The 24198-nt window shown below is 65.7% G+C and carries 21 protein-coding genes; 15 read left to right on the top strand and 6 right to left on the bottom strand.

What is annotated here, in order from left to right; all coding sequences use genetic code 11:
* Positions 1-217 precede the first annotated feature (217 nt).
* A complete protein-coding gene (locus NOV65_RS09110) occupies positions 218-544 on the top strand; it encodes a sll1863 family stress response protein (protein WP_257306086.1) in 327 nt (108 codons plus the stop codon).
* Positions 545-751: 207 nt separating this feature from the next.
* Complete coding sequence (locus tag NOV65_RS15460) at positions 752-1303, top strand: 1-acyl-sn-glycerol-3-phosphate acyltransferase (RefSeq protein ID WP_341849963.1); 552 nt, start codon at positions 752-754, stop codon at positions 1301-1303.
* A gap of 33 nt (positions 1304-1336) precedes the next feature.
* Here the strand turns inward: NOV65_RS15460 and NOV65_RS09100 are convergent, their stop codons facing one another.
* The gene (locus NOV65_RS09100) at positions 1337-4213 is read right to left on the bottom strand and encodes a DUF748 domain-containing protein (RefSeq protein WP_257306084.1); all 2877 of its coding nucleotides are present in this window, start codon (positions 4211-4213) and stop codon (positions 1337-1339) included.
* A 153-nt stretch (positions 4214-4366) separates the two neighbouring features.
* On the opposite strand from NOV65_RS09100, the gene NOV65_RS09095 reads away from it, so the two are divergent.
* The gene (locus NOV65_RS09095) at positions 4367-5686 is read left to right on the top strand and encodes a cyclic 2,3-diphosphoglycerate synthase (protein WP_257306082.1); all 1320 of its coding nucleotides are present in this window, start codon (positions 4367-4369) and stop codon (positions 5684-5686) included.
* Between the two features lie 251 nt (positions 5687-5937).
* Positions 5938-7032: an NADH:flavin oxidoreductase/NADH oxidase gene (locus tag NOV65_RS09090; protein WP_257306080.1), complete on the top strand. Its 1095-nt coding sequence runs from the start codon at positions 5938-5940 to the stop codon at positions 7030-7032.
* Between the two features lie 39 nt (positions 7033-7071).
* Here the strand turns inward: NOV65_RS09090 and NOV65_RS09085 are convergent, their stop codons facing one another.
* Positions 7072-7776: a ComF family protein gene (locus NOV65_RS09085; protein ID WP_257306078.1), complete on the bottom strand. Its 705-nt coding sequence runs from the start codon at positions 7774-7776 to the stop codon at positions 7072-7074.
* Between the two features lie 113 nt (positions 7777-7889).
* On the opposite strand from NOV65_RS09085, the gene NOV65_RS09080 reads away from it, so the two are divergent.
* The 8 genes from NOV65_RS09080 (at position 7890) to serC (ending at position 17805) form a co-directional block, all read left to right on the top strand.
* Positions 7890-9398, top strand: coding sequence for an amino acid permease (locus NOV65_RS09080; protein ID WP_257306076.1), 1509 nt, complete (start codon positions 7890-7892; stop codon positions 9396-9398).
* Positions 9399-9407: 9 nt separating this feature from the next.
* Positions 9408-10871: a heparan-alpha-glucosaminide N-acetyltransferase domain-containing protein gene (locus tag NOV65_RS09075; protein WP_257306074.1), complete on the top strand. Its 1464-nt coding sequence runs from the start codon at positions 9408-9410 to the stop codon at positions 10869-10871.
* Positions 10872-10904: 33 nt separating this feature from the next.
* On the top strand, positions 10905-12149 hold the full coding sequence (locus tag NOV65_RS09070; protein ID WP_257306071.1) for a hemolysin family protein: 1245 nt from the start codon (positions 10905-10907) through the stop codon (positions 12147-12149).
* 112 nt (positions 12150-12261) lie between these two features.
* Positions 12262-13536 carry a glycoside hydrolase family 113 gene (locus NOV65_RS09065; RefSeq protein WP_257306069.1) on the top strand — a complete coding sequence of 425 codons (1275 nt, stop codon included), beginning with the start codon at positions 12262-12264 and terminating at the stop codon, positions 13534-13536.
* Between the two features lie 19 nt (positions 13537-13555).
* Positions 13556-14335 carry a response regulator gene (locus NOV65_RS09060; RefSeq protein ID WP_257306067.1) on the top strand — a complete coding sequence of 260 codons (780 nt, stop codon included), beginning with the start codon at positions 13556-13558 and terminating at the stop codon, positions 14333-14335.
* 134 nt (positions 14336-14469) lie between these two features.
* Complete coding sequence (locus tag NOV65_RS09055; RefSeq protein WP_257306065.1) at positions 14470-15711, top strand: DUF1015 domain-containing protein; 1242 nt, start codon at positions 14470-14472, stop codon at positions 15709-15711.
* Positions 15712-15723: 12 nt separating this feature from the next.
* Positions 15724-16596: an NAD(P)-dependent oxidoreductase gene (locus NOV65_RS09050; RefSeq protein ID WP_306672076.1), complete on the top strand. Its 873-nt coding sequence runs from the start codon at positions 15724-15726 to the stop codon at positions 16594-16596.
* Between the two features lie 108 nt (positions 16597-16704).
* Positions 16705-17805: a 3-phosphoserine/phosphohydroxythreonine transaminase gene (gene serC, locus NOV65_RS09045; RefSeq protein ID WP_257306063.1), complete on the top strand. Its 1101-nt coding sequence runs from the start codon at positions 16705-16707 to the stop codon at positions 17803-17805.
* Between the two features lie 55 nt (positions 17806-17860).
* Here serC and NOV65_RS09040 read toward each other — a convergent pair whose 3' ends face one another.
* The 4 genes from NOV65_RS09040 to NOV65_RS09025 all read right to left on the bottom strand — a co-directional run bounded on the left by NOV65_RS09040 (position 17861) and on the right by NOV65_RS09025 (position 20690).
* Positions 17861-18757, bottom strand: coding sequence for an acyltransferase (locus NOV65_RS09040; RefSeq protein WP_257306061.1), 897 nt, complete (start codon positions 18755-18757; stop codon positions 17861-17863).
* 152 nt (positions 18758-18909) lie between these two features.
* Positions 18910-19281 (bottom strand): metallopeptidase family protein, encoded by a 372-nt coding sequence (locus tag NOV65_RS09035; protein ID WP_425250848.1) that lies wholly within the window; start codon positions 19279-19281, stop codon positions 18910-18912.
* Between the two features lie 38 nt (positions 19282-19319).
* The gene (locus NOV65_RS09030) at positions 19320-19484 is read right to left on the bottom strand and encodes a hypothetical protein (RefSeq protein WP_257306058.1); all 165 of its coding nucleotides are present in this window, start codon (positions 19482-19484) and stop codon (positions 19320-19322) included.
* 192 nt (positions 19485-19676) lie between these two features.
* Positions 19677-20690 carry an integron integrase gene (locus NOV65_RS09025; protein WP_257306056.1) on the bottom strand — a complete coding sequence of 338 codons (1014 nt, stop codon included), beginning with the start codon at positions 20688-20690 and terminating at the stop codon, positions 19677-19679.
* A 233-nt stretch (positions 20691-20923) separates the two neighbouring features.
* Here NOV65_RS09025 and NOV65_RS09020 point away from each other — a divergent pair, with 233 nt between their 5' ends.
* The 3 genes from NOV65_RS09020 (at position 20924) to NOV65_RS09010 (ending at position 23952) form a co-directional block, all read left to right on the top strand.
* Positions 20924-21352: a hypothetical protein gene (locus NOV65_RS09020; protein ID WP_257306054.1), complete on the top strand. Its 429-nt coding sequence runs from the start codon at positions 20924-20926 to the stop codon at positions 21350-21352.
* A gap of 830 nt (positions 21353-22182) precedes the next feature.
* The gene (locus tag NOV65_RS09015; RefSeq protein ID WP_257306053.1) at positions 22183-22584 is read left to right on the top strand and encodes a hypothetical protein; all 402 of its coding nucleotides are present in this window, start codon (positions 22183-22185) and stop codon (positions 22582-22584) included.
* Positions 22585-23457: 873 nt separating this feature from the next.
* On the top strand, positions 23458-23952 hold the full coding sequence (locus NOV65_RS09010) for a hypothetical protein (RefSeq protein ID WP_257306051.1): 495 nt from the start codon (positions 23458-23460) through the stop codon (positions 23950-23952).
* Positions 23953-24198 lie beyond the last annotated feature (246 nt).

Genomic DNA, 24198 nt, shown 5'->3' with positions numbered 1-24198 from the left:
ATTTGACGAATCCGCGCCATGGCGCGGTGGGTCGGACCAGGGTTCCGGCTGGGCCAGCAGGCATGGATCGATCAAGCTGTACATTTATAATCATTAAGATGATTTTTTTATCTTTACATCGCTTGGCACGTGATTTGACACCTCCAGATCCAGGTCGTCAAAGGGCAGGTGCTGGGCCTTGGCCCGACCTTCCAACACTCCTGGACTGGATGGAACGATGCGCGTCAAAGAGGATTCCCCCCTGCCTCCCCCCTCCTCATTCTCCAGGCGAAAGGCCGACACCGAGCGGCTGGAGGCCCAGCTCGCGGAATGGACCGCCACCATCGCGCAGGCCCGGGCCAGGGCGAAGCGGTGCAGACCAGACACCGGGCTCGAATTCGACCGGATCGCGGATGAGCTGCAACTCCTGCGGAATGAGGCTGGCGCCCAGGTCATGCGCCTGAAAGGTTCGACCGCCCTCGACGGGGAGAGCTTGCTGGCGGAGTTGGACAACCGATGGAAGCTCATTCGCACCCGCCTTCGGCGGGCCGAAGCCGAGATCTGAGCGGATGTCGAAGGTGATTCATGGGGTGAGAAATCTGAATGGCGATGGGCGACCGGCGGTGCCCTTCTGTCATTAGGAAGGGAGGGCGGTTACCCTGTGAGGCCCCATCTCACAGCAGACACAGTCCCAGCTCTCCCGAGGCATCGCTTGCACCAGTCCACACCCTACCCAGCCCCGCTTGAGGCGCTGCACCAGCCTCGGGGATGGGTGTGGCGGACCATCGGACAGGCCTATCTGCGGCTGGCCGGCTGGCGCATCGAAGGCGCCTTCCCCGCCGAGCCCAAGTTCGTCACCATCGTGGCCCCCCACACCTCGAACTGGGATTTCGCGCTGGGCGTGGCCGTGGTCTTCGCCCTGGAAATGCGCGTGTCGTGGCTCGGCAAGCACTCCCTCTTCCAGAGCCCGCTCAAGCGCTTCTTCTTCTGGCTGGGCGGCATCCCGGTGGATCGCCGGGCGGCGCATGGGGTGGTGGATGCCTGTGTGAAGGCCTTCGAAGGCGTGCCAGCCCGCCTGCTGGCCCTGGCCCCGGAAGGCACCCGCAAGGGCGTGAGCCAGTGGAAGTCGGGCTTCTACCGGATCGCCATCGCTGCCGACGTGCCCATCTGGCCCGTCGGCTTCGACTTCCGCGACCATGTGGTCCGGCTGATGCCCGTGTTCAGGCCCACCGGCGACCTGGAGGCGGACCTGCCCCACATCCAGGCCTTGTTCCGCGACGTGCACGGCCTGCGGGAGCGCCGCCGGGAGGAACCGGAGGGCTGACCCCCCGGTGCCTGACTCTGGCGCAAGCCGCCGCTATTTGAGGTTGAACACCACGGCGGCGCCCTTGGCCTGGCCGGTGCGGACCTGGAAGACCCGGGCCGGGTCGGCCTTGGCCGTATCCAGGAGCCAGGTGAGAACGGCCTTGGCGCGGGTGTCTGCCAGCTGGGTAAGGTCGGCAGGATCCACCTTCAGGCTGCCCAGCAGGCGCTGCTCCATCTCTGCGGGAGGCGGAGGCGGGGCGGGCTGGGCGCCCTTGAGCTCCTTCGGCGCGGGGAAGGCGGCCTCGAAGGCGGCCTTGACCCAGCGTTCCCGCTCGGCGGTCGGCACCGGAGCTTCTTCGGTGAGCTTCAACCCCTGGGACCGGGTACGGCGCAGTAAGGCTTCCAGGGCAGCCTTGCGCAGGGCCCCCCCATCCTGCGCCTCGTCCATGGCTCCCTCCGCCTCCAGCCGCAGCTCGGGCCGTTCCTGCAGGGCCTTGGCCAGGGCCTGGAGCTTCGTGGTGGCCGCGGCATCCAGGGCCGCGGTCCCAGGCGCGAAGGCCACGCTGCTGAGGTCGCCCGCATCGCTGCCGAAGAGCTTTCCGATCAAGGTGAAGGGTGAGGTGGCGATCTTCCCCAGCAGGTTGAAGATGGCTTTCCACACGAGCTTTCCGTACTTCACATCGGGATCGTCGAGGTTGCCTTCGATGGGCAGGTCGAAGGCGATGACGCCCTTGCGGTCCCGCAGGATCGCCAGGCCCAGCTTCACGGGCAGGCCCGTGGCATCGGGGCTCTGCACCTTGTCGCCCAGGTAGAACTGGTCGAGCTTCACGGCATTCTCGGACTTCAGGTTCCGGCGGTCGATGCGCAGGCGGGCATCCACGTCCAGCTTGCCCTTCTGCACGGTATAGCCCAGGTACTTGCCCGTGTAGGGCGTGAAGTCCGTGAGGTCCGCGCCCTGGATCTTCAGGAGCACGTCGGTATCCAGGTCGCTACGCAGGGGCATCGCGTGACCCGTGATGGTGATGGGGGCCAGCCCTCCGGCGCGGCCCTTGAAATTGACTTTCGACGAGGCGTCAGGGCGGCTGGACAGCCCCAGGTAGCTGCCTTCCAGGTCGCTGAGCACCAGCGCCGCGTTCGGCTGAAGGGACCGGTCGATGTAGCTGAGCCGGCCGCCGGTGATGCCGAAGGTCACGATGGTCAGATCCGGTGCACTGGCTGGCGTGGCGGGCAGGACGGCGGCGGTCGGGGCGGCGGGCTTGCCTTCCGGGGCCAGCCGCAGGGCCCGGGCCACGTTGGTGCTGCCGTCGGGCTGCACCACGACGCGGCCTTCAGGGTCGGTCCAGTCCACGGTCTGGATGGCCACGGCCAGGGGCGCCGAGCGGACCTCCGCCCCCGACAGGCGCAGCTGTTTCCAGCGCAGGAAAGGCTCGTTCAGGGCCGCGTCCCGCACCTCGAAACCCTGCACAGAGGCGGCGCCCCGGTAGGTGACGCCATCGGTCTTGCGCCCTTCGAAGGCGAAGCGCACGCGGCCATCGGCGCCCAGCTTCCCACTGGCGATGCGCAGGTCCAGGGCCGAGTCCAGGTAGGGATCCCAGGGCGCCAGTTCCACGCCTTCGGCCTTCAGTTGGAGGTCGCCGGTGCTCTTGAGGGGGGCCACGGTACCTTCCGCCTTCAGGAGGCCGGCGCCCAGCTTCAGGTCCAGGGCGACCCTGCTGGAGGCCTTGGGCTCCAGGCTCAGCCCCTGCCAGTGCAGGTTCACGTCCGTGGCCTCCACCTTCACGGGGCGCGCCGGACCCAGGTCCTCCCACCCGAGGCGGAAGCCCCGCAGGGCCAGGTCGTGGATCAGGAGCTGCAGCGGCTTCTCGTCGGGCTTCTTCTCCTTTGGGTTGGGCGGCGCCAGCAGGCGTACCAGGTTCAGTCCGCCATCCTTGGCAGCCTGGACGCGGAGCACGCCCTGGTCCGCTGTGACGGAGCCCAGTTCCACGGAAGGCACCAGCAGGTCGGCCTTCCCGTCCCGGATCTCGAGGGCCGGCAACTCGATGGCGGGGTCGGGCGTGCCCCGCTCCGCGATCTTCAGGTCCTTCAGGCTGAGTTCCAGCCCGGACAGCTCGACCACGTGATGCCCCTTGGACCATTCGAACCGGTACTGCGCCCGCACGGCCCCTGTGCCGCTGCGGATCTCGCTGGACACCTGCTCCTGTTCGTAGGTGCGGTACTTGGGGAGGGACAGGTTCTCCAGCAGCAGGCTGCCCCTGGAGGCGAAGGGCTGGAAGCCCAGGTCGCCCTTCCAGGCGATGTGCTCCTTCGCCTCGGTCCAGGCCTCCAGGGAGATGCCACTGCGATGCCCCACCTCGGTGCGCAGGTCCTCCAGGCGGAAGGCGATGGGACCGAGTTCGGTGTGGAAGGGCGCGGCGGCCGAGCGGTCCGTGAACTCCACCCGCCCTTCCCGCAATTGGAAGCGGCGGACCGCCAGGATCCATTTGGAGGCAGGCGCGGCCTGGGCGGGGGCCTCCGTCTTGCCGTCCTCTTCGAGCAGATCCTGGAAATTGAGCCGGCCTTCCGGGTCCAGGGCCGTCCGGACCGTCAGGCCGTCCACCTCGATGATGGAGAAGCCCACGGTGCGACGCAGGAGGCGCCAGACATCGGGATTCACGTAGAGGAGTCGCAGGGTGATCCAGTCGCCCCCACCCCGTTCAGCCACCCGCAACCCCTCCAGGGTGACGCCGAAGGTGAAGGGGTTGAACCGCAGCTTCGCCACCGTGGTGGGGCGCTTCAGGGCCTGGGTGGCCTCCCGTTCGATCCGGGGCTTCGCCAGCGCCGGGAGCAGGAAGAAGCCCGCCAGGATCCATGCCACGTAGACCCCCGCCAGCAGGAGGATCAGGCGGCGCCACCGGCGGAGGAAGGCCGAGAGGGAGGCTGGAATGGACATGGAAGAAGCATAGACCTTCCCGGCCGGTGTGATTCAAGCCACAACCTCATTCTCAAGACACACCCAGGACGGCTATCCTCCCTGGGTCGCGGTGCCGTCAGGACTGCCATCCCCGAGCGTGTCGGCGCACCGCTGGACCGAGAGGCATGTGTCATGTCGGCACGACGCTTGGTGATCCTGGGAGCCGCCGGACGCGACTTCCACAACTTCAACACCGTGTACCGGGACAACCCCGCGTACCAGGTGGTGGCCTTCACGGCCACCCAGATCCCGGATATCGCCGGCCGCCGCTACCCGGCCGGGCTCGCCGGGAAACTCTATCCAGAGGGCATCCCCATCCTGGATGAATCGGAACTGGTGGACCTCATCCACCGCGAGCGGATCGATGCCGCGGTGTTTTCGTACTCCGACGTGCCCCACGCCACCGTCATGCATCTGGCCAGCCTCTGCATCGCCCACGGCTGCGACTTCGAGCTGCTGGGCGCGGACAAGACCATGATCCAGTCCACCAAGCCCGTCATCGGCATCACGGCCGTCCGCACGGGCGCGGGCAAGAGCCAGACCACCCGCTACATCAGCAACATCCTCAAGAAGCTGGGCAAGAAGGTCGTCGCCATCCGCCACCCCATGCCCTATGGCGACCTGGCCAAGCAGGCCTGCCAGCGTTTCGCCGACTACAGCGACCTGGACAAGCACGAGTGCACCATCGAAGAGCGCGAAGAGTACGAACCGCACATCGACAACGGCTTCATCGTCTACTCGGGCGTGGACTACGAGCAGATCATCCGCAGCGCCGAGAAAGAGGCGGACGTCATCTTGTGGGACGGCGGCAACAACGACCTGCCCTTCTACAAGAGCGATCTGCACATCTGCATCGCCGATCCCCTGCGTTCCGGCCATGAGATGGCCTACCACCCGGGCGAGGCGAATTTCCGCCGGGCGGGCATCATCCTCATCAACAAGTGCGACAGCGCCAAGGAGGCGGATATCCGCGCCATCGAGGACAATGCCGCCCGGGTGAACCCCAAGGCCCGCGTCATCCGCGCCAACAGCCCCGTGACCTGCGACCGGCCTGAGCTGGTGAAGGGGAAGCGCGCCCTCGTCATCGAGGACGGCCCCACGCTCACCCACGGCTCCATGACCTACGGCGCGGGCGTCGTGGCCGCCAAGGCCGTGGGCGCCCACGAGATCGTGGACCCCACGCCCTACGCCGTGGCCTCCATTGCCGCGACCTACCGCAAGTACCCCAACGCCCAGGGCATCCTGCCCGCCATGGGCTACGGCGACCAGCAGGTGAAGGATCTCGAAGCCACCATCGAGGCCACCCCCTGCGACGTGGTCCTCAGCGGCACGCCCATCGACCTCACCCGCATCCTGAAGGTCACCAAGCCCATGACCCGCGTCCGCTACGATCTGGCGGAGATCCGCGAGGGGGTTCTGGAGGCGGAAGTAAGGAAGATGCTGGGGTTGTGAAGCTGTGAATCGCGGGGTGTGCCCCGCGATTCACAGGTGGTAGGAAAGGCATTCTTCGCGGATCGCCCAATGGCTCGACTGGCCCGTCTGCTTGTTTCTCCCATCCCCTCCATCCCTTGCACTCTTGTGAATCACGAACAGATGCACAAGAACCAGGGATGAAGGGGATGCCCGCATACTGGCCGAAGGGTTCCAAAGATTGATGTAATGGGCCCTGGCCATGAGGACCCCACCCGTTTCCGGAGCGCGCCATGTCCCGATTGTTTCAACCCATGAATCTCCGCGGCGTCACGCTGCCCAACCGCATCGTGGTGTCGCCCATGTGCCAGTACCAGGCCCAGGATGGACTGGCCAACGACTGGCACCTGGTCCACCTGGGCGGCCTCGCCCAGGGCGGCGCTGGCCTGGTGTTCACCGAGGCCACGGCCGTGGTGCCGGAAGGGCGCATCAGCCCGGATGATCTGGGCCTCTGGAACGAAGCCCAGGCCGAAGCCCTGGCCCGCATCGTGCGCTTCATCGCCTCGCAGGGCGCCGTACCGGGCATCCAGCTGGCCCATGCGGGCCGCAAGGCTTCGAACCCCGCCCCCTGGAAGGGCAGTGGCAGCCTTCCCCCGGCGGCGGGCGGCTGGACACCCGTGGCCCCCAGCGCCCTGCCCTTCGACGAAGGCTGGACCGTGCCCACGGCTATGGATGAGCCCGGAATCCTGGCCCTCATCGAGGCCTACATGGACGCGGCCCGTTTCGCCGTGGCCGCGGGCTTCCGAGTCATCGAGGTGCACGCCGCCCACGGGTACCTGCTGCACCAGTTCCTGTCGCCCCTGTCGAACCACCGTACCGATGCCTACGGTGGCTCCTTCGAGAACCGGACCCGCCTGGTCCGCGAGGTGGTCGGTGCCTTGCGCAACATCCTGCCCGAGGAGCTGCCCCTCTTCACCCGGATCTCCGCCACGGATTGGGCCGAGGGCGGGTGGAACCTCGACCAGTCCGTGGCCCTCGCCAAGGAGCTGAAGGATCTCGGCGTCGACCTGGTGGACTGCTCCTCCGGCGGCCTCGTCCCCCGCGCCGAGATCCCCCTGGGGCCCGGCTACCAGGTCCCCTTCGCCGCCCGGATCCGCGCCGAGGCGGCCCTCCCCACGGGCGCCGTGGGCCTCATCACCGAGGCCGAGCAGGCCGAGCAGATCCTGGCCCAGGAATCCGCCGACCTGGTCCTGCTGGGCCGCGAGCTTCTGCGCGACCCCCGGTGGCCCCTGCGCGCCGCCAGGAGCCTGGGCGCGGAGGTGTCCTGGCCCGCGTCCTACCTGCGCGCCGCGAAAGGCCCCGTCCCGATGCGGCAGGCGTTGGCCTGAATCAACCCGGAGGCCGGCTCCAGCCTCCCGCTTGATGCGCTACAGGGCGCGGAACAGCGTCAGCACCCGCACCTCCGCCGCCCCACCCTCCATGAGGGCCTGAGCGCAGCGGAGCAGCGTGGTGCCGGTGGTCCACACGTCGTCCACCAGCAGCACGGTGCCCCCGGGTGAGGCGCCTCGCCGCAGGACGATGGCCTTCCGCGGCAATCGGCGGCGGGCGCTTTCCGTGCGCGAGGCCTGGCGGCCGCTGAACCACCCCTTGGCCAGCAGGGGCGCGAAGGGGCGCCCGATCCGGCCGGCCACCACCCGGCCGACCTCCACTCCCAGGTCGAATCCCCGCAGCAGGCGGCGGGGGAAGGCGCTGGGAGCGGAAGTCACCAGGTCCACCTCCGCGGTCCAGGCCGGCAGCGGGGCCGAGGCCAGGCGTCGGAGGAGGGCGGTCCGCCACCCCGTCTCGCCCTGCTTGATGCCAGGCAGCAGGAGGGCGCCCAGGGGCGGCCGGCCGCCGTGGTAGTCCCAGAGGGCATCACCGTGCTCCCAGGCGATGGTCTCGGGGCAGATTTCCTCCGCATGCCGCAGGGCGCAGCGGGGGCAGCGCCCCTCGGGCAGAGGCAGCAGGCCTGCCCAGCAGCGGGTGCAGAGCCCCGCCTCGGCCCCTCCCCCCACGGGGCCCAGGCAGCCGCGGCAGAGCAGCAAAGCTCCGCGGAGCACCGCGAGGCGGGGGAGGAGGCCGGCCGGAAGCATGGGGCATGATAGCGGCGGCCCCTGGTGGTAGCATCGCCGGAAGCCCTAGGCCCACCATCTTCCTGGAAATCCCCTTCCGGGTTCACGAACCCGGATCGCATGGAGTCTTGTTCATGTCGAACGATCCGAATCCCGAATCCCAGATCTTCGCGCGCAAGCCCCTGGCCCTCCTCCTGGAAGAGGCCCAGGGTGAGAACCGGCTCCGCCGCATCCTCGGTCCCGTGCAGCTCACGGCCCTGGGGGTGGGCGCCATCATCGGCGCCGGCATCTTCGTGGCCACGGGCGCCGCCGCCCACAACATCGCCGGCCCCTCGCTGATGCTCTCCTATGTCATCGCGGGCATCACCTGCATCTTCGCGGCCCTGTGCTACGCCGAATTCGCCGCCATGGTGCCCGTGGCCGGGTCGGCCTACACCTACGCCTATGCCACCCTCGGCGAGTTGTTCGCCTGGATCATCGGCTGGGATCTCATCCTCGAATACGGCGTCTCCAGCGCGGCCGTGGCCACGGGCTGGTCGGCCTACTTCCAGAGCGCCGTCAGCAAGATCGGCATCCACGTGCCCAAGCTGGTGAGCGAATCCCCCTGGAAGTACGACCCCCTCACGGGCCACTTCGCGTCCACCGGCGCCTTCATGAACCTGCCCGCCCTCCTCATCGTGGCCCTGGTCACCGCCGTGCTGGTGAAGGGCATCCACGAAAGCGCCAACTTCAACGCGGCCATGGTGGCCATCAAGGTCGCTGCCGTGCTGTTCGTTATCGGCGTGGGCGCCTTCTTCATCAACACCACCAACTGGCATCCCTTCGCCCCCTTCGGCTGGACGGGCATCAGCTTCTTCGGCCACCACGTGGCCGGCCAGGTGGATGGCGGCGGGGCACCCATCGGCACCATGGCTGGCGCCGCCATCATCTTCTTCGCGTACATCGGGTTCGATTCGGTCTCCACCCATACGGAGGAGGCCAAGAACCCCCAGCGTGACGTGCCCATCGGCATCGTCGTCTCCCTGGTGGTCTGCACGGTGCTCTACATCGCCGTGGTGGCCGTACTCACGGGCATGGTCAAGTACGACCAACTCGACATCAACGCGCCGGTCTCCATCGCCTTTAGCCAGAAGGGCCTGGGCTGGGCCGAGGGCCTCATCGCCACCGCCGGTGTGGCGGGCATCACCTCCGTGCTGCTGGTCATGATGCTGAGCGGCCCCCGTGTGTTCCTCGCCATGGCCCGGGATGGCCTGCTGCCCAAGGCCACCTTCGGCGACGTGCATCCGAAGTTCCGCACGCCCTGGAAGTCCACCATCCTCGTCGGCTGTTTCGTGGGCACCCTGGCCGGCTTCCTGCCCATCGACGCCCTGCTGCACCTCGCCAACATCGGCACCCTGCTGGCCTTCGTCATCGTCTGCGCCGCGGTGCTCATCATGCGCAAGAAATATCCCAACGCCGAGCGGCCCTTCCGCTGCCCCTGGGTGCCCGTCGTGCCAGTCATGGGCGTGCTCAGCTGTCTCATGCTCATGTTCTCCCTGCCCGTGGCGAACTGGTGGCGTCTCATCACGTGGCTGGCCATCGGCTTCGTCATCTACTTCCTCTACGGGAAGAAGCACAGCGTGATGAGGCAGCAGGCCCGCTAGGAACGTTCCATGTCTCTCTGGACTGACCTGACCCCCTCCAAGCGCTGCGACTGGATCGACCAGTTGCGGGGCTGGGCGGTGATCGTGATGATCGAAGTGCATGCGGTGAACGTCTGGCTGCACGCCGGATTGCGGCCGGATTGGTTGAACTACCTGAACGGCCTGGTGGCGCCCAGCTTCACCATGGCCGCCGGCTACAGCCTCGCCATCTCGACCTTCCGGACGGATGGCACGCTGCGTCCCTTCTGGCCCGACACCGCCCGGCGCCTGGGCTTCATCCTGCTCTGCGCCTACGCCCTGCACGCCCCGGGGATCACCGCCGCGGACTGGACGGTACTCAACACGACGCAGAAGGCCCGGGAACTCTTCAAGATCGACGTGCTCCAGTGCATCGTCTTCTCCCTGCTCATCCTCCAGGGCCTGGCCCGCCTGGTGCGGAACCCGCGCATCTTCACCGCGCTCGCCCTGGCGATCGCCGTGTTCGTGCCCGTGATCGCACCCCATCTCTGGGCCACGGGCGTGGCGGACGGATTGTGGCTGCCCATCCGAGGGTTCTTCAACGGCAACCCCGACCGCGGCGTGCAGGCCCTCTTCCCCCTGTTCCCCTGGATCGCCTTCCCGGCCTTCGGCGCCTTCCTGGGGGGCCTCTACCGGCACTTCCGCGTGGTCCAGGTCGACGGGAAGGCCCGCTGGAGCGAGGCCCGCTTCCTCGCCGGGCTGGCCGTCATCGGCGCCTTCCTGCTGGCCTGGGGCGCCTCCGCCCAGCATGCCTGGCTCTGGGGCGGCACTTGGCTCCAGGAGAACGGCGTATGGCTGCTGCACAGCCGATCCGGCGCCTTCACCTACAGCGAGCTCGGGGCCATCTCCAACACCACCCTGCCCAGTGTGGCCGCGCGCCTGGGCTGGATCCTCCTCGGCGGCACGGTCATGGGCACGGTGGATCTGCTCCGCCCCCGCTGGAAGGGGCCCAACCCCATCGATGCCGCCAGCCGGGAATCGCTGCTGCTCTACATGCTCCATCTCAATCTGATCTTCAGTGTGCTGCTGGCTCCCGCGATCATCACCCTCACCGGCTGGGGCTGGGGCAGCCTGGGCTGGACGGGCACCCTGCTGATGACCGCGGTCCTCATCGCCCTGACCCTCGCCGCCGGCGTCTGGTGGCAGCAGGTGCGCAAGGCGCCGGACCACATGCGTCGGCTCCAGCACCGGGCCGTGGCCGTGCTGGGCGTCTGGTTCGTGCTGGGCGGCTGGTGGACCTTCCGCCACTTCCTCCAGAGCCCCGAACTGGCCAAGGAACCGTACACCTTCCTGAACGCCGCCCGGATCCGCAAGGGACTGCCCCCCACGCCCGACGGCCTCTGCCGGGACCCTGAGGAATACTTCCGCGAAGCCGAACGCCGGAAGCTGCACCTCAGCGCCGCGGCCAAGGCGGACCTGGCCCGCCAGATCCTGGCCCGCTCCGGGGACCGATAGCATCGGGCGAAACCCGTTAGAATCAATCCAATCATGGCTGATCCCGGCGGCAACGCCCCCACATCCTGGTTCCTCTTCGCCGCCCTTGCGCTGCTCCTCTACCGGAGCGGGACGACGGCCCTGCTCTCGGCCTTCCATGCCCTGCCCTCGCTCCAGCGCCGGCGACTGCTCGAAGAAAACGCCATCCGGGACCCGCGCCTCGTCACGCTCCTTGAGCATCCCCGGACCCTGGGCATGGGCCTGGGTTTCTGGAACAAGGCCCTCCTGCTGGTCCTCCTGGGCCTGCTGTGGCCCTTCCGCATGGCCCTTCCCGGCGGCGGCTGGAGCCTGGGCTTCCTGGTGCTGACGGGGCTCTGGGCCCTGGATCTGGCGCTGCCCGCCCTGCTGACCTCGGGCGACCCGGCCCGGTGGCTGACCCGGCTGTTCCCCCTCTATTCGCCCATCCAGCCCATCCTCGCGCCCCTGGTGGACCCGGTGGCCCGGCTCATCGATCGCCACACCGAGGAACGCGCCAAGGATTCCGAGCCCGAGGACGCCACGGAGGAAGCCGTCACCGCCCTGCTCGAAGAAGGTGAGGCTGAGGGCATCCTCGAGGCCGGAGACCGCGAGCTCATCCGCAACGTCGTGACCTTCGGCGATACCCTCGTGCGCGAGGTGATGACACCGCGCACCCGCATCGCGGCGCTGCCCCTGGAAGCCACCATCCAGGAGGCCTGGCAGACCTTCACCCGCACCCGCCATTCGCGGCTGCCCGTCTACGAGGGCGGCATCGACCACATCCGCGGCGTGCTCCTGCTGAAGGACCTCATCCAGCTTCCGGATGGTGACCATCCCCCTCTGGCGACGCTCATGAAGCCCCCCCGCTTCGTGCCCGAGAGCAAGCCCGTGATGGACCTCCTCCGCGAGATGCAGCGCACCCGCACCCAGCTGGCCATCGTGGTGGACGAGTTCGGCGGCCTCTCCGGCCTGGCCACCATGGAGGACCTGCTGGAGGAAGTCTTCGGGGAGATCCAGGATGAGCACGAGGCCCCCGCGGGCCTGGTGGTGCAGGCTCCCGGCGTCTACCTGGTCTCGGGCCAGGCCCATGTGGAGGACGTGGCCCAGCGCCTGGGCCTCACCTGGGAGCGGGACGGCTTCGACACCCTGGCCGGCCTGGTCCTGGCCCGCCTCGGCCACGTGCCCCACGCCCAGGAAGGCGTGGAGGTCGAAGGTGCCCACCTCACCGTGCTGAGGATGGAAGGCACGCGGATCGTGCAGGTTCGTGTGGAGCGGACATAGGTCCTGTCAGGCTCGCGGAGCTTCGCTCCGCGGGTAGGGGAAAAGCGCGGAACTGCGAAGCAGTTCCTATCTCCGAACTCCACCCGCTAGGCTGGAGTTCGGAGCAACACGCATGATCCGTCGCACCCTCACCCTCCTGGCCATCCTCGGCCTGCCGATCGCCCTCTGGGTCGTCCACCGCGCGCAGCGCAAGGCGCTGGTTCCTCAGCCGCGGGGCATGGTGCTGGGGCTCTACGCCGGTGTGCCGGATTACGACTATGCCGAGGAACTGGATCGCATCGCGGCCACGGGCGCCACCTGCGTGAGCCTCCAGGCCATCTACCGCATGGACACGGGCCACAGTACCGAGATCCGTCGTCATCCCACGTCGAGCCCCACCGAGGAGAGCCTCCGCCGCACCTTCCGCCAGGCGAAGGTGCGCGGCCTGCGCATGATGTTCTTCCCCACCATCAACCTGCGGGACGAGGCCGAGAATGCCGACTGGTGGCGCGGCAACATCGAGCCCTCGGACTGGGAGCTCTGGTGGCGCAACTACACGGACTTCAACGTGCACCTGGCGGCCCTGGCCCAGGAGGGCGGCGTCGAGTGGTACAGCCTCGGCACCGAGATGGCCTCCACGCACCCATTCCCGGACCAGTGGCGGAAACTGGCCGCGGAAGTGCGGAAGGTCTTCAAGGGCAAGCTGGTCTACAGCGTGAACTTCGACAGCCACGACAGCTTCACCTTCGGCGATTGCCTGGACGTCATCGGCATCAATACCTACGATCCCATCGCCAAATACGACGACTACCCCACGCCGGACCAGATCCGCGACGCCTGGTGGTGGATCGTCTACAAGGCCCGCACGCTGTCCGCCCGCTTCGCCGATGCCAAGGGGCCCAAGCCCGTGATGATCACCGAAGTGGGCTACCCCAGCGTGGCCCACGCCCATGTGGGCCCCTGGGACTTCCGCACGGACAAGCCCGTGGACCTGGCCCTCCAGGATCTGCTGCTGAAAGGCGCCTTCGGTGTGCTGCGGCACTGGAGCGATGGCGACGCGGTGTTCTACTACCTCTACGGCGAGAACCTCAACGACAAGCCCATCGGCGGCCCCCTGGACCGCACCTACGCCGTGTGGGGCAAGCCCGTCGAGGCCACCCTGCGGCAGTACTTCCGCGAGCCCATCTGGGAGGGTCACATCCCGCCCAGGGCCGAGAACCTCCACGAAGCCATGGTGCAGGCCCTGGTGAGCTGGCACCGCAAGGTGCGGGACTACGAGGATGCGGAGCTGCCCCCCTGGGTGCTGGACTGGGAGGCCCGGCACCCCGGGGACGCCTCCGAAGCCCTGGCCATCCTCGCGAAAGAGCCGGTCCCGGCGCGGAAAATCCCCAAAGGCAAGGCCCTGTGACGGTATCCTCGGGTACCCCATGACCGCCTCCTCCCCCTCTCGTCCTGTTCCCAGCCACCAGGCCGCCACCCGGACCCTGCTGGTGGTGGAGGACGACCGCGCCACCCTCAGCCTCTACCGGGCCGGCTTGAAGGGGCTCGAGGGATTCAAGGTACTCACCGCCCCGGATGGCAGCGAGGCCATGGCCCTGCTCCGCCAGGAACCCGTCCACGTACTGGTCACGGATCTCAACATGCCCGTGATGGACGGCTTCAACCTCATCACCAAGGTGAGCCGGCTCTATCCCCACATCCCCATCATCGTCATGACGGGCCTGGACGAGAACCAGCACCTGAACACCCCCCTGGACCTGGGAGCCGTCCGCATCCTCAGCAAGCCGATCCGCCTGGGCTTCCTCATGGATGCGATCCGCACCGCGGTCCAGGCCGAGCCCGTCGGCGTGATCCGTGGCCTCAGCCTGGGCAGCATCCTGCAACTCCTCGCCTGGGAAAAGAAGTCCTGCACCCTCACCGTCCAGTCCGAAGCCGGCATGGGGCTCCTCTACCTGAACCGGGGCGAGGTGATCCATGCGGCCTTCCGCGATCAGGAGGGCTTCCCCGCCGTCTACGAGATCCTCACCTGGAACCACCCGGACATCGAGTTCGTGGAGACCTGCCGAGTGGAGCGGACCATCGACACCCCCCTCACCGAACTGCTGCTGAACGTGGCCATCATCAACGATTCGCTGGGCCCCGATCCCGACTCAGGCCCTGAAGCCGGCATGGGCCCCGACCCGTCTGCGGTCCGGTCCGGAATTTGACAGATCGCCTCATCCAGGCCCCAAGTATGGGACTTTCGTCAAAACCGGTCTTAGGGTGCCTCTAAAGGCCACCCGCCGGGGAATAATGGCGCGTGTGTGCGGCCCCATGGGGGCCCCTTCCCAGGCAGGTGTCCATGTCCCAGCTGAAGCCCTTCCGCGCCTACCGCCCCCGGCCCGAACTCGCCGCCCAGGTCGCCGCCGTGCCCTACGACGTGGTGAACACCCAGGAGGCCGCCGAACTGGCCAAGGGGAACCCCCACTCCTTCCTCCACGTGGGCCGGCCCGAGATCGACCTGCCCGCGGGCACGGACGTCCACGCCGATGAGGTCTATGCCAAGGGCGTGTCGAACCTCATGCGCATGATCGAGACCGGCACCCTCATGCAAGAGGGCCTGCCCAGTCTCTACGTCTACCAGCAGCGCATGGGCGATCACGTCCAGGCGGGCCTGGTGGGCCTCTGCTCCGTGCAGGAATACGAGATGGGGCTCATCAAGCGCCATGAGTTCACGCGCAAGGACAAGGAGGACGACCGCACCCGGCACGTCACCGAGCAGAACGCCAATGCCGAGCCCGTCTTCCTCACCTACAAGGCCGTCCCCTACATCGATCACATCGTCAATGACATCCGGAAGCTGCCGCCGGTCTACGACGTGGTCACGCCGGATGGCATCGGTCATACAGTGTGGGTCGTCACCGGTGAGACCGTGATCTACGAGCTGGTGAACCTGTTCAACGGCGTGCCCGCCCTCTACATCGCCGACGGCCACCACCGCACCGCCGCGGCCATCCGCTACGGCCAGGCCCGCCGCGCCGCCGCCGGAGCGGCCGCCACGGGCGACGAGCCCTTCGAAAGCTTCATGGCCGTGGTCTTCCCCCATGACCAGCTGAAGATCATGGACTACAACCGCGTGGTGAAGGATCTCAACGGTCTCAGCCCCGAGGCCTTCCTCGCCAAGGTGAAGGACAAGTTCGACGTGGCCGTCTCGCCGCATCGCGCGGCCCAGGCCCCCACCACCTTCGGGATGTATCTGGGCGGCACCTGGTACGAGCTCAAGGCGAAGCCCGGTACCTACCCCGCCAGCGACCCCGTGCGCGGCCTGGATGTCAGCATCCTCCAGGAGAACCTGCTCAACCCGATCCTCGGCATCGACGATCCCCGCACCAACACCCGCATCGACTTCGTGGGCGGCATCCGCGGCATGGACGAGCTGGAGCGTCGCGTGAAGGAAGGCTGCGCCGTGGCCTTCTCGGTGTACCCCACCTCGCTCACGCAGCTCATGAGCGTGGCCGATGCCGGCGAAGTGATGCCCCCCAAGTCCACCTGGTTCGAACCCAAGCTGCGCTCCGGCCTCCTGGTCCGGATGTACGAAGGCTGAACGGAGATCCGCATGCACATCCTCATCGCTGAAGCCTTCGACGCCAAGCTCCCCGAGCGCCTCACGCCCTTCGGAACCACCAGTTCCGACATGGCCACCCTCGATCGGGCCCAGGTCCTGCTCGTCCGCTCCAAGACCAAAGTGAACGCCGACCTCCTGGCCCAGGCCCCTGCCCTCAAGCTCGTCATCCGCGGTGGCGTGGGCATGGACAACGTGGACAAGAAGCTCTGCGCCGAAAAGGGCGTCAAGGCCCTGAACACGCCTAGGGCCAGCAGCGTGGCCGTGGCGGAAATGGCCATGGCCTTCATGGTGGCCATCCCCGCCCGCCTGATCGAGGCCCACACCTCGATGAAGGAGGGCAAGTTCCTCAAGAGCGAGCTGAAGCGGACGGAACTCTTCAAGAAGACCCTGGGCCTCGTCGGCGCCGGCAACATCGCCACGGAAGTCGCCAAGCGCGCCCAGGCCTTCGGCATGGAGGTGATCGCCTACGACCCCTTCCTCAAGGAGCACCCCATCGCGAAGATGGTCAGCCTCGATGAGCTGGCCGCCAAGGCCGACTTCATCAGCATCCACACGCCCCTCACGGACGACACGCGCGGCATGATCAACGCCGCCTTCCTCGCCAAGGTGAAGGATGGCGTCATTCTCATCAACACCGGCCGCGGCAAGTGCGTGGTGGACGCCGACCTCGCCGCCGCCCTCCACAGCGGCAAGGTCCGGGCCTACGGCACCGACGTGTGGCCCAGCGACCCGCCCCCCGCCGACTGCCCCCTGCTCACGGCCCCCAACGTCTTCATGGCCCCCCACCTCGGCGCCAGTTCCAAAGAGAACCTCGGCCGCATCGGCGACGAAGTGGTGGCGATCCTGACGGACTTCAAAGCCTGAAACCGCGAAAACCGCGAAATGGCGCCAAAATAGAACCACTCCTTGCTCGCGTTCTTTGGCGTATTTCGCAGTTCCATTCCTCTTTCGAATGTTCATCCGGAGGCATCCATGACCCATCGCGTGATCAACTTCTACGCCGGCCCCGCGGGGCTGCCCCTGCCCGCGCTCGAGCGCGCGCAGGAAGAGCTGCTGGACTTCGCCGGCACGGGCATGTCCGTCATGGAGGTCAGCCACCGGTCGAAGGAATACGACGCGGTGCATGAGGAGGCCATCGCCCTCACCAAGGAGCTGATGGGCCTGCCCTCCAACTACAAGGTGCTGCTGCTCCAGGGCGGCGCCCACCTCAGCTTCGGCATGATCCCCCTGAACCTCCTCCGCAACGACAAGAAGGCCGACTACATCGTCACGGGCAACTGGGCCGAGAAGGCCACCAAGGAAGCCAAGCTCGTCGCCGGCGACCGCGTGCGCGTGGCCGCCAGCACCAAGGAGCAGAAGTTCAGCCGCCTGCCCCACGCCGACGAGATCAAGGTCGGCCCCGACAGCGCCTTCGTGCACTTCACGTCGAACAACACCGTGGAGGGCACCCAGTGGCACGAGTTCCCGAAGGTGGGCAACGTGCCCTACATCTGCGACATGAGCTCGGACTTCATGTGGCGTCCGTTTGATGTGAGCCCCTTCGGCCTCATCTACGGCGGCGCCCAGAAGAACCTCGGCCCCAGCGGCGTGACCCTCACCATCATCCGCGAGGACTTCCTCGAGATGTGCGAGGCCCAGGACCTGCCCAGCTACCTGCGCTACAAGATCCACGCCGAGAAGAACTCGCTCTACAACACTCCGCCCACCTTCGGCATCTACATCCTGCGCAACGTCCTGGCCTACAACAAGAGCATCGGCGGCCTGGGGGCCATCGAAGCCAGCAACAAGAAGAAGGCCGAGCTGCTCTACGGCTGCGTCGACAAGCACAGCGGCTTCTACCGCGGCTTCGTCACCGAGAAGGCCCACCGCAGCGTCATGAACGTGGACTTCTTCCTGCCCACCCCCGAGCTGGACGACCAGTTCGTGAAGGAGGCCAAGAAGGCCGGCATGGTGGGCCTCAAGGGCTACCGCGACATCGGCGGCATCCGCGTCAGCACCTACAACGCCGTCACCGTCGACAACGTGAAGACCCTGGTGGACTTCATGGAGCAGTTCGTGAAGGTGAACGGGTAGTCCCGGGACCAAATCCCCATGCGGAAAAGAGGCGCCGGATGGCGCCTCTTTTTCATCAGGAACGGGCCTCTGAGCGTGCCTGCAATCCCAGCACGATCTCGTCGATCTTGTGGTCCTTCTCCTCCCAGATCCCATGCAGCCAGGCCTGCATGCGGGCGCGGAAAGCAGGATCGCCCTCGTAGTCACCGCCCAGCAGGTCCTTGGGGATCTCCAGCTCCCGCACCCGCACCACCACCTGCTTCACCTTGCCGGAGAGGAAGTCCCAGAAGCTGGGCACGCCCTCGGGGTAGACGATGGTGACGTCCAGCAGGGCGTCGAAGCGCTCGCCCATGGCGCTGAGGGCCGTAGCCAGGCCACCCACCTTGGGCTTGAGCAGGTGCCGGTAGGGCGACTGCTGGGCCGCCTTCTTGGCCGGGCTGAAGCGCGTGCCCTCCAGGAAGTTCATCACCGAGGTGGGGATCTGCCGGAACTTCTCGCAGGCCCGGCGGGCCGTGGCGAGATCCTTCGACCGGCTGCCGCTGCGGCGGCGCATGAACGGGAAATCCAGCGCCCACCAGGCCAGGCCCATCACGGGCACGTAGAGCAGCTGGCGCTTGAGGAAGAACTTCAGGAAGGGCACCTTGCGGTGGAAGACCTTCTGCAGCACCAGGATGTCCACCCAGCTCTGGTGGTTGCTGCTCACCAGGTACCAGCCCCGGCGGCGCAGCCCTTCGAGGCCTCGCACATCCCAGCGGATGCGCTGCACCATCGCCATCCACCCGCCGTTCACGGCGATCCAGCCTTCCGCCAGGGCATTCAGCGCGCGGTCCACCCCGCGGCGGGCCGCGCCGAAAGGCAGGGCCAGCTTCACCAGGGCCAGGGGGATCATCCCCGAGAAGATGGCCAGGGCGTTGGCCGCCAGCACCGAGCCGGCGACACTGCCCTTGAAGGTGGACCACAGGCGTTTCAGCATCAACACTCCGGGCTTCCAGGCGCGGTTCAACCCAATGGATCAGTTTATCGGAGGGCGCGAACAGCCACCGGAGGGAAAAAACGGCCGGCTCCTTCACCCTCATCCATCCTTAGGATGCTCTGCTGATCCGGCCACTTCCCGGCAGAACCCGCCTAGCCCCACCCCAGTTCCTCCAGCCGCGCCTCGCTGATGCCGAAGTGGTGGGCGATCTCATGGATGACCGTGGTGGCGATCTCCTCGCGCAGGTCGTCCTCGTCCCGGCAGTCCTCCAGGAGGGGCCCCCGATAGATCGTGATGCGCGGCGGCAGGTCGCCGGATTGCTCCGGTCCCTCCGTCAGGGCCCGGCCCGAGTAGAGGCCGTAGAGGGTCTCGTCCTCCGGCACCCCCAGGGTGTCCAGCAGGGCATCCGGCGCCCAATCCTCGATGACGATCGCCACCCCCTCGAGGTAGGGCCGGAACTCCTCTGGCACGAGCACCAGCGCCTCGTCCACCAGGCTGCGGAACCTCAAGCCGGACATGTGCATGATCCGATCGTACTGCCGCAGGACTCCAAATAGCCCGGTTATCGGCGAGCCTCAACTTGATCAAAGGCTTCAACAGCCTTCATGAAGCACACGAAGAAGAAAGCAGAGGCCACGAAGACGGATACCAGCGTTCCGGCCTGGGACATCCGGGCCTCTGGCCCCCGGTTGCGCTTGGCAGGACCGGCTTCGCGGGTGGCGACCATGGCGGCCCCTGGAAGCGGCCTGGAGCCGCCGCCCGCGAAGGGATGCCCACGGTGGATCGAGGCCCATTCGCGCCCTTCGTGCACCCGCAGGGTGCCTTCGTGTTCTTCGTGGAGATCGTTGTTCGGCTGAAGCTCGCCGATAACCAGGTGAAGTAGATCAGCTAGCGATTTCAGCTCATCACGGAAGCCCGGTCACAGCCCATCCAGCGGGCTCGCCACGCCGCGGCCGCCACGGTTCAGCACGTGGGTGTAGATCATGGTCGTGGCCACATCCTTGTGCCCCAGCAGCTCCTGCACGGTCCGGATGTCGTGGCCGGCGGCGAGCAGGTGCGTCGCGAAGCTGTGGCGGAACACGTGCGGGGTGACGGGCTTCACCAGCTCGGCGGCCCGGGCCGCCAGCCGCACGGCCTTCTGGACGCTCTCGGGATGGAGGTGGTGGCGGCGGACGAGGCCCGAGCGGGGATCCACCGAGCGCTGCGCCGAGGGGAAGACCCACTGCCAGCCCCAAGCCTGAGACGCAGACCTGCTTTTCTCCGCCAGCGCGTCCGGCAGCCAGACCATCCCGAAGCCCTCCGCCAGGTCCTGCTCGTGCAGGGCCCGCGCCCGGGCCAAGTGGGCACGGAGGGGCTCCGCCAGGCGGTCCGGAAGCATCGTGACGCGGTCCTTGCCCCCTTTTCCATCTCTCACCACGATCTCCCGCCGCTCGAATTCCACGTCCTTCACCCGGAGACGCAGCCCTTCCATCAGCCGCATCCCCGTGCCGTATAGCACCTGCGCCACCAGGGCCATGCCGCCTTCCATCTGGTCGAACACGGCCCGCACTTCCCCCGGCGTGAGCACCACGGGCAGCCGCGGCTGGCGTCGGGCCTGGACCACCTCGGAAAGCCACGGCAGTTCCACCTCCAGCAGGTTGCGGTAGAGGAAGAGCAGGGCCGCCTTCGCCTGATTCTGCGTCGACGGCGACACCCGTCGGTCCACCGCCAAATGGCTCAGGAAGGCCTGGACCTCCGGCGCCCCCATGTCCTGCGGGTGCCGCTTGCCGTGAAAGAGGATGAATCGCCGCACCCAGTCCAGGTAGGCATCCTCGGTCCGGAGACTGTAGTGCCGAACCCGCAGGCTGTCCCGAAGCCGATCCAGGAACCGGGGCGGCGGCGCCTCCGCCCCCACGTTCCGCCTTTCACCGGTCTGCCTATTCCCCTCAAGCATGGCCCCCGCTCCGATCACCCCAAGCCGCCTATTGCGCTAACCTGACCCCAGACCCTCCACCCGAACACGCTGAACTGGACTCAATTTATCGCTTTTTTTTCGCCCGTCAACCCCCACCCCCAGTACGCCCATTCCCCCAAGCACGACCTCCCAGATCTCTACCGCCCCTCCGACCTAGGCGTACTCCCCCCACCCCCACCCCAGTCGTCCAATTCAAAGTTAGGTCGCTGCCCATGCGCATCCGGTTCCTAATCGTGTTCTTGGTGCTGTCCCTAGCTGGGCTAATCCAAGCGCGCGAAACCTTGATCAAGGCTGAAGATGTGAAAGAAGTAACAATCTCCTTCATGCCATGGAAAACACAAACAAACCGCCGGCTATCGGCAGAGGACATTAGGTCAAATCCCAACTACCGCTTCTCTGTACGCATGCCATGGGATATCAAAGCTCTCCTCAAGCATCTTCCACTTCAGGAATTGAAGCCTACAACTGATGAGCCGGGTGATACTCGGCTCGTCATCGATTTCCAGTTAGCCAATGGAAGCCGCATGACACTCCATGCCTCGCAGTTCTACCTCTATACCGAGGACTGCACGTTCCGCTGGCGGGTCACGCCCAAGTTCAAACGGTTTTTCAGGTTCGAAGAAATGAGCCTACTCAAGTGACACGCGACCTAACCCTCCGCTCAACTCGGACCCCGCCTGCATTGCCTTCCGCTCTCTCTCAACATTCCGCTTCCTCGGCTCCGTTCATCGCCTCGGTGCAGGCGTGGCCGGTTAGCTTCATTCGTTAGGCATGCACAATGAGATTCCGAAATTCGACCATTTTGGTTTTAACGCTTACCGCCGCCCCTTGCTTCGCTACGGCGGATACCTTCATCGAGATCCAATCAGATGGAACTCTTGTAGGCCTACCGAAGAGCTTCCAACCAAGCTCAATCCGGATTCTGTTCGATAGCAGCGGCTCCCAAGAGCATCCAGTTGCATCCTTGTCCGTCACCCTCGGGAAGAACACCATTCAAATCCCGAAAGGGCTTTTGGGCCTCCTTCGTTCAAAAAGCATTGAGGCTTTGTCGGCATATGCTTCGTGGTACCACGAGCCAACAGTGCTTCCCCATTACCTAGTGATCACCTTCCTTGACCTGGGCTTCGATAAAAGCAGATCAGACAATCCAGGCTACTTAATGCGATTCAACCTTCATACGGGAAAGCTGATTTCGATGGCGAGTATTGTTGTAACCAAGCCAGGAGTATCCTGGGAACATCGTTCCATCAACATTTCTCAATATTGCACCGCATCCGAGTTGGCTAATTGTTTCGAGCCCCAGGTAATCAAGTAGTTTCTCCGAGGGTGAACCCTGCATGCCTAACCCTCCGCTCAACTCGGACCCCGCCTGCATTGCCTTCCGCTCTCTCTCAGCATTTCGCTAACTCGGCTTCGCTGAACGCCTCGCTGCAGGCGGGTCCGGTTAGCTTCATCCGTTAGGCCTCACCCAGTGCGAACCCACATTGAGTTCAAGTCAGCGGAATTTCCCGCCTACCCCGGCGAGGAGGAGGAGATCAATCCTGGTCGACATGGCAAGCGCCTAGCTGAGTTTCTCCACTCTGCATTAGCCAATGAAGGTTTTGAAGTGAGCGAAATCTACGCCGAAGACTGGGGTTGGGTGATTCCCATCCAGAACGATGCGTTTCCTCTGTGGGTCGGTTGTGGCAACTACGAAGAATTTGAAAATGGGTTTCTTTGCTTCATCGAACCATCAAAACCTTTTGTGCGAAGACTCTTTCGAAAGGTAAATACCACCGCAGCAGTCGAACGGCTTGCGGTGGCGCTAGAAAGAGCTCTCGCCAAGTCCCCAGGCATCACCGAACTTCGTTGGTGGCCCGAGAATCAGCGTTGATCGCCCTAACCTTTAGCTCAACTCGGACCCCGCCTGCATTGCCTTCCGCTCTCTCTCAACTTCTCGCTTCCTCGGCTCCGCTCGTCGCCTCGGTGCAGGCGGGGCCGGTTAGCTTCATTCGTTAGGCCGACGTGGGCGGGCTCGGCACAACGCTTTCTGGTCTGACTTCCCCAAGGTCCCGTCGCGCTAAAGTGGATTACTCCATCTCCGTCACTTCCCGCTGGCCCAGGCTTTCCGTTCGTCCGCTCTTTCCCATTCTCAGCGCTTGGGCCGTAAGTTCCGGCGCTGTGCCCTCACCCGCCCACCTCCGCCTAACGTGCCCGTCTCATGGGCTCGGTTCACCCAGCGATCGGCGTTCGGCCTAACCGGTCGCTCAACTCGGACCCCGCCTGCATTGCCTTTCGCTCTCTCTCATCCACTCGCTTCCTCGGCTCCGCTCAGCGCCTCGGTGCAGGCGGGGTCCGGTTAGCTCCGATCGTTAGGCCTCTCATGGACGTCTCGATAACGCACTGCCCTGTCTGTGGGTATGGGCCATTCACATCGAGCTATGCCTCAGCGCAGGAACTTCGGTGGTCCTACGACATCTGCGAATGTTGCGGATGCGAGTACGGTTGCGACGACCACGAACAGCATTACCAATCATGGGTCAACCAGGGCTGCCAGTGGTTCCACCCCGAGCGTAAGCCAGTAGACTGGCGGTTAGAATCCCAGCTTCCCCACATCATCAGGCCATGGCCCCCATCGGCCTAACCCCTAGCTCAACTCGGACCCCGCCTGCATTTCCTTCCGCTCTCTCTCAACATCTTGCTTCCTCGGCTTCGTTCAGCACCTCGGTGCAGGCGGGGCTGGTTAGCTTCATTCGTTAGGCCTCTGATGACTTCCGAAGCCAAGACAACCTCCATCGCTGACTCCGAGTTCATTATTGAGGTCTCGGGGTTCTTGCTTTTCCTGAAACGGTTCTTTCAGGTCGGAGCGATTTGGGTACTGGTTGCCTCAGTCGTTGAATCTTTTCAAGAGCGCAACTTTCTCCACATCATTACCGGCATCATCAGTTGCTGTATTTACCTGGCAGTCGCGAAATATGCCATCAGAACATTTCCAAGGAAGGTAAGCCTCGAAGGTGAATCTATCGTCTTTCATAAAGTCCCAACCACTTGGCTGAACATCAATGGCATCCCTATTCCCCTCGGCATCACTCAGAGGGTTGTGAGGCCCAAATCCGCTGTTGTGCTCGAATGGATTGGGCGAGCATTAACTTTGAACGACATGAACAACGGCAAATCCATTCGTTTAGCGGCGGGCAAGCACGCTGACCGGCTTGCAGAATGGTTCAAATCCACAGGTGTCGGCAATCCGGTCGGAGGTTGACCTTGATCTACCGTCGGCCTAACCCTCCGCTCAACTCGGACCCCGCCTGCGTTGCCTTTCGATCTCTCTCAACATTTCCCTTCCTCGGCTCCGTTCATCGCCTCGGTGCAGGCGGGTCCGGTTAGCTTCATTCGTTAGGTGGCTCGCACTCACAGGGACAAAATGCAACGAACCCTACAATTCAAAGTTTGGAGGGGGTACGCCTGGATGCACACTCTGGTGTTCTGGCTTGGCCCTGCCTACGTT

This window comes from Geothrix campi, from assembly GCF_024609265.1.
Classification (GTDB): Bacteria; Acidobacteriota; Holophagae; order Holophagales; family Holophagaceae; genus Geothrix; species Geothrix campi.
This window is presented reverse-complemented; position numbering and strand designations above follow the sequence as displayed.

Excerpts from the sequence above, each read along its gene's own strand:
- NOV65_RS09080 (WP_257306076.1), top strand. The coding sequence starts at position 7,890 with ATGTCGAACGATCCGAATCCCGAATCCCAGATCTTCGCGCGCAAGCCC.
- serC (WP_257306063.1), top strand. The coding sequence starts at position 16,705 with ATGACCCATCGCGTGATCAACTTCTACGCCGGCCCCGCGGGGCTGCCC.
- NOV65_RS09060 (WP_257306067.1), top strand. The coding sequence starts at position 13,556 with ATGACCGCCTCCTCCCCCTCTCGTCCTGTTCCCAGCCACCAGGCCGCC.
- NOV65_RS09090 (WP_257306080.1), top strand. The coding sequence starts at position 5,938 with ATGTCCCGATTGTTTCAACCCATGAATCTCCGCGGCGTCACGCTGCCC.
- NOV65_RS09110 (WP_257306086.1), top strand. The coding sequence starts at position 218 with ATGCGCGTCAAAGAGGATTCCCCCCTGCCTCCCCCCTCCTCATTCTCC.
- NOV65_RS09050 (WP_306672076.1), top strand. The coding sequence starts at position 15,724 with ATGCACATCCTCATCGCTGAAGCCTTCGACGCCAAGCTCCCCGAGCGC.
- NOV65_RS09055 (WP_257306065.1), top strand. The coding sequence starts at position 14,470 with ATGTCCCAGCTGAAGCCCTTCCGCGCCTACCGCCCCCGGCCCGAACTC.
- NOV65_RS09100 (WP_257306084.1), bottom strand. The coding sequence starts at position 4,213 with ATGTCCATTCCAGCCTCCCTCTCGGCCTTCCTCCGCCGGTGGCGCCGC.
- NOV65_RS09025 (WP_257306056.1), bottom strand. The coding sequence starts at position 20,690 with ATGCTTGAGGGGAATAGGCAGACCGGTGAAAGGCGGAACGTGGGGGCG.
- NOV65_RS09030 (WP_257306058.1), bottom strand. The coding sequence starts at position 19,484 with ATGGTCGCCACCCGCGAAGCCGGTCCTGCCAAGCGCAACCGGGGGCCA.
- NOV65_RS09035 (WP_425250848.1), bottom strand. The coding sequence starts at position 19,281 with ATGCACATGTCCGGCTTGAGGTTCCGCAGCCTGGTGGACGAGGCGCTG.
- NOV65_RS09070 (WP_257306071.1), top strand. The coding sequence starts at position 10,905 with ATGGCTGATCCCGGCGGCAACGCCCCCACATCCTGGTTCCTCTTCGCC.
- NOV65_RS09095 (WP_257306082.1), top strand. The coding sequence starts at position 4,367 with ATGTCGGCACGACGCTTGGTGATCCTGGGAGCCGCCGGACGCGACTTC.
- NOV65_RS09010 (WP_257306051.1), top strand. The coding sequence starts at position 23,458 with ATGACTTCCGAAGCCAAGACAACCTCCATCGCTGACTCCGAGTTCATT.
- NOV65_RS09040 (WP_257306061.1), bottom strand. The coding sequence starts at position 18,757 with ATGCTGAAACGCCTGTGGTCCACCTTCAAGGGCAGTGTCGCCGGCTCG.
- NOV65_RS09085 (WP_257306078.1), bottom strand. The coding sequence starts at position 7,776 with ATGCTTCCGGCCGGCCTCCTCCCCCGCCTCGCGGTGCTCCGCGGAGCT.
- NOV65_RS09065 (WP_257306069.1), top strand. The coding sequence starts at position 12,262 with ATGATCCGTCGCACCCTCACCCTCCTGGCCATCCTCGGCCTGCCGATC.
- NOV65_RS09020 (WP_257306054.1), top strand. The coding sequence starts at position 20,924 with ATGCGCATCCGGTTCCTAATCGTGTTCTTGGTGCTGTCCCTAGCTGGG.
- NOV65_RS09075 (WP_257306074.1), top strand. The coding sequence starts at position 9,408 with ATGTCTCTCTGGACTGACCTGACCCCCTCCAAGCGCTGCGACTGGATC.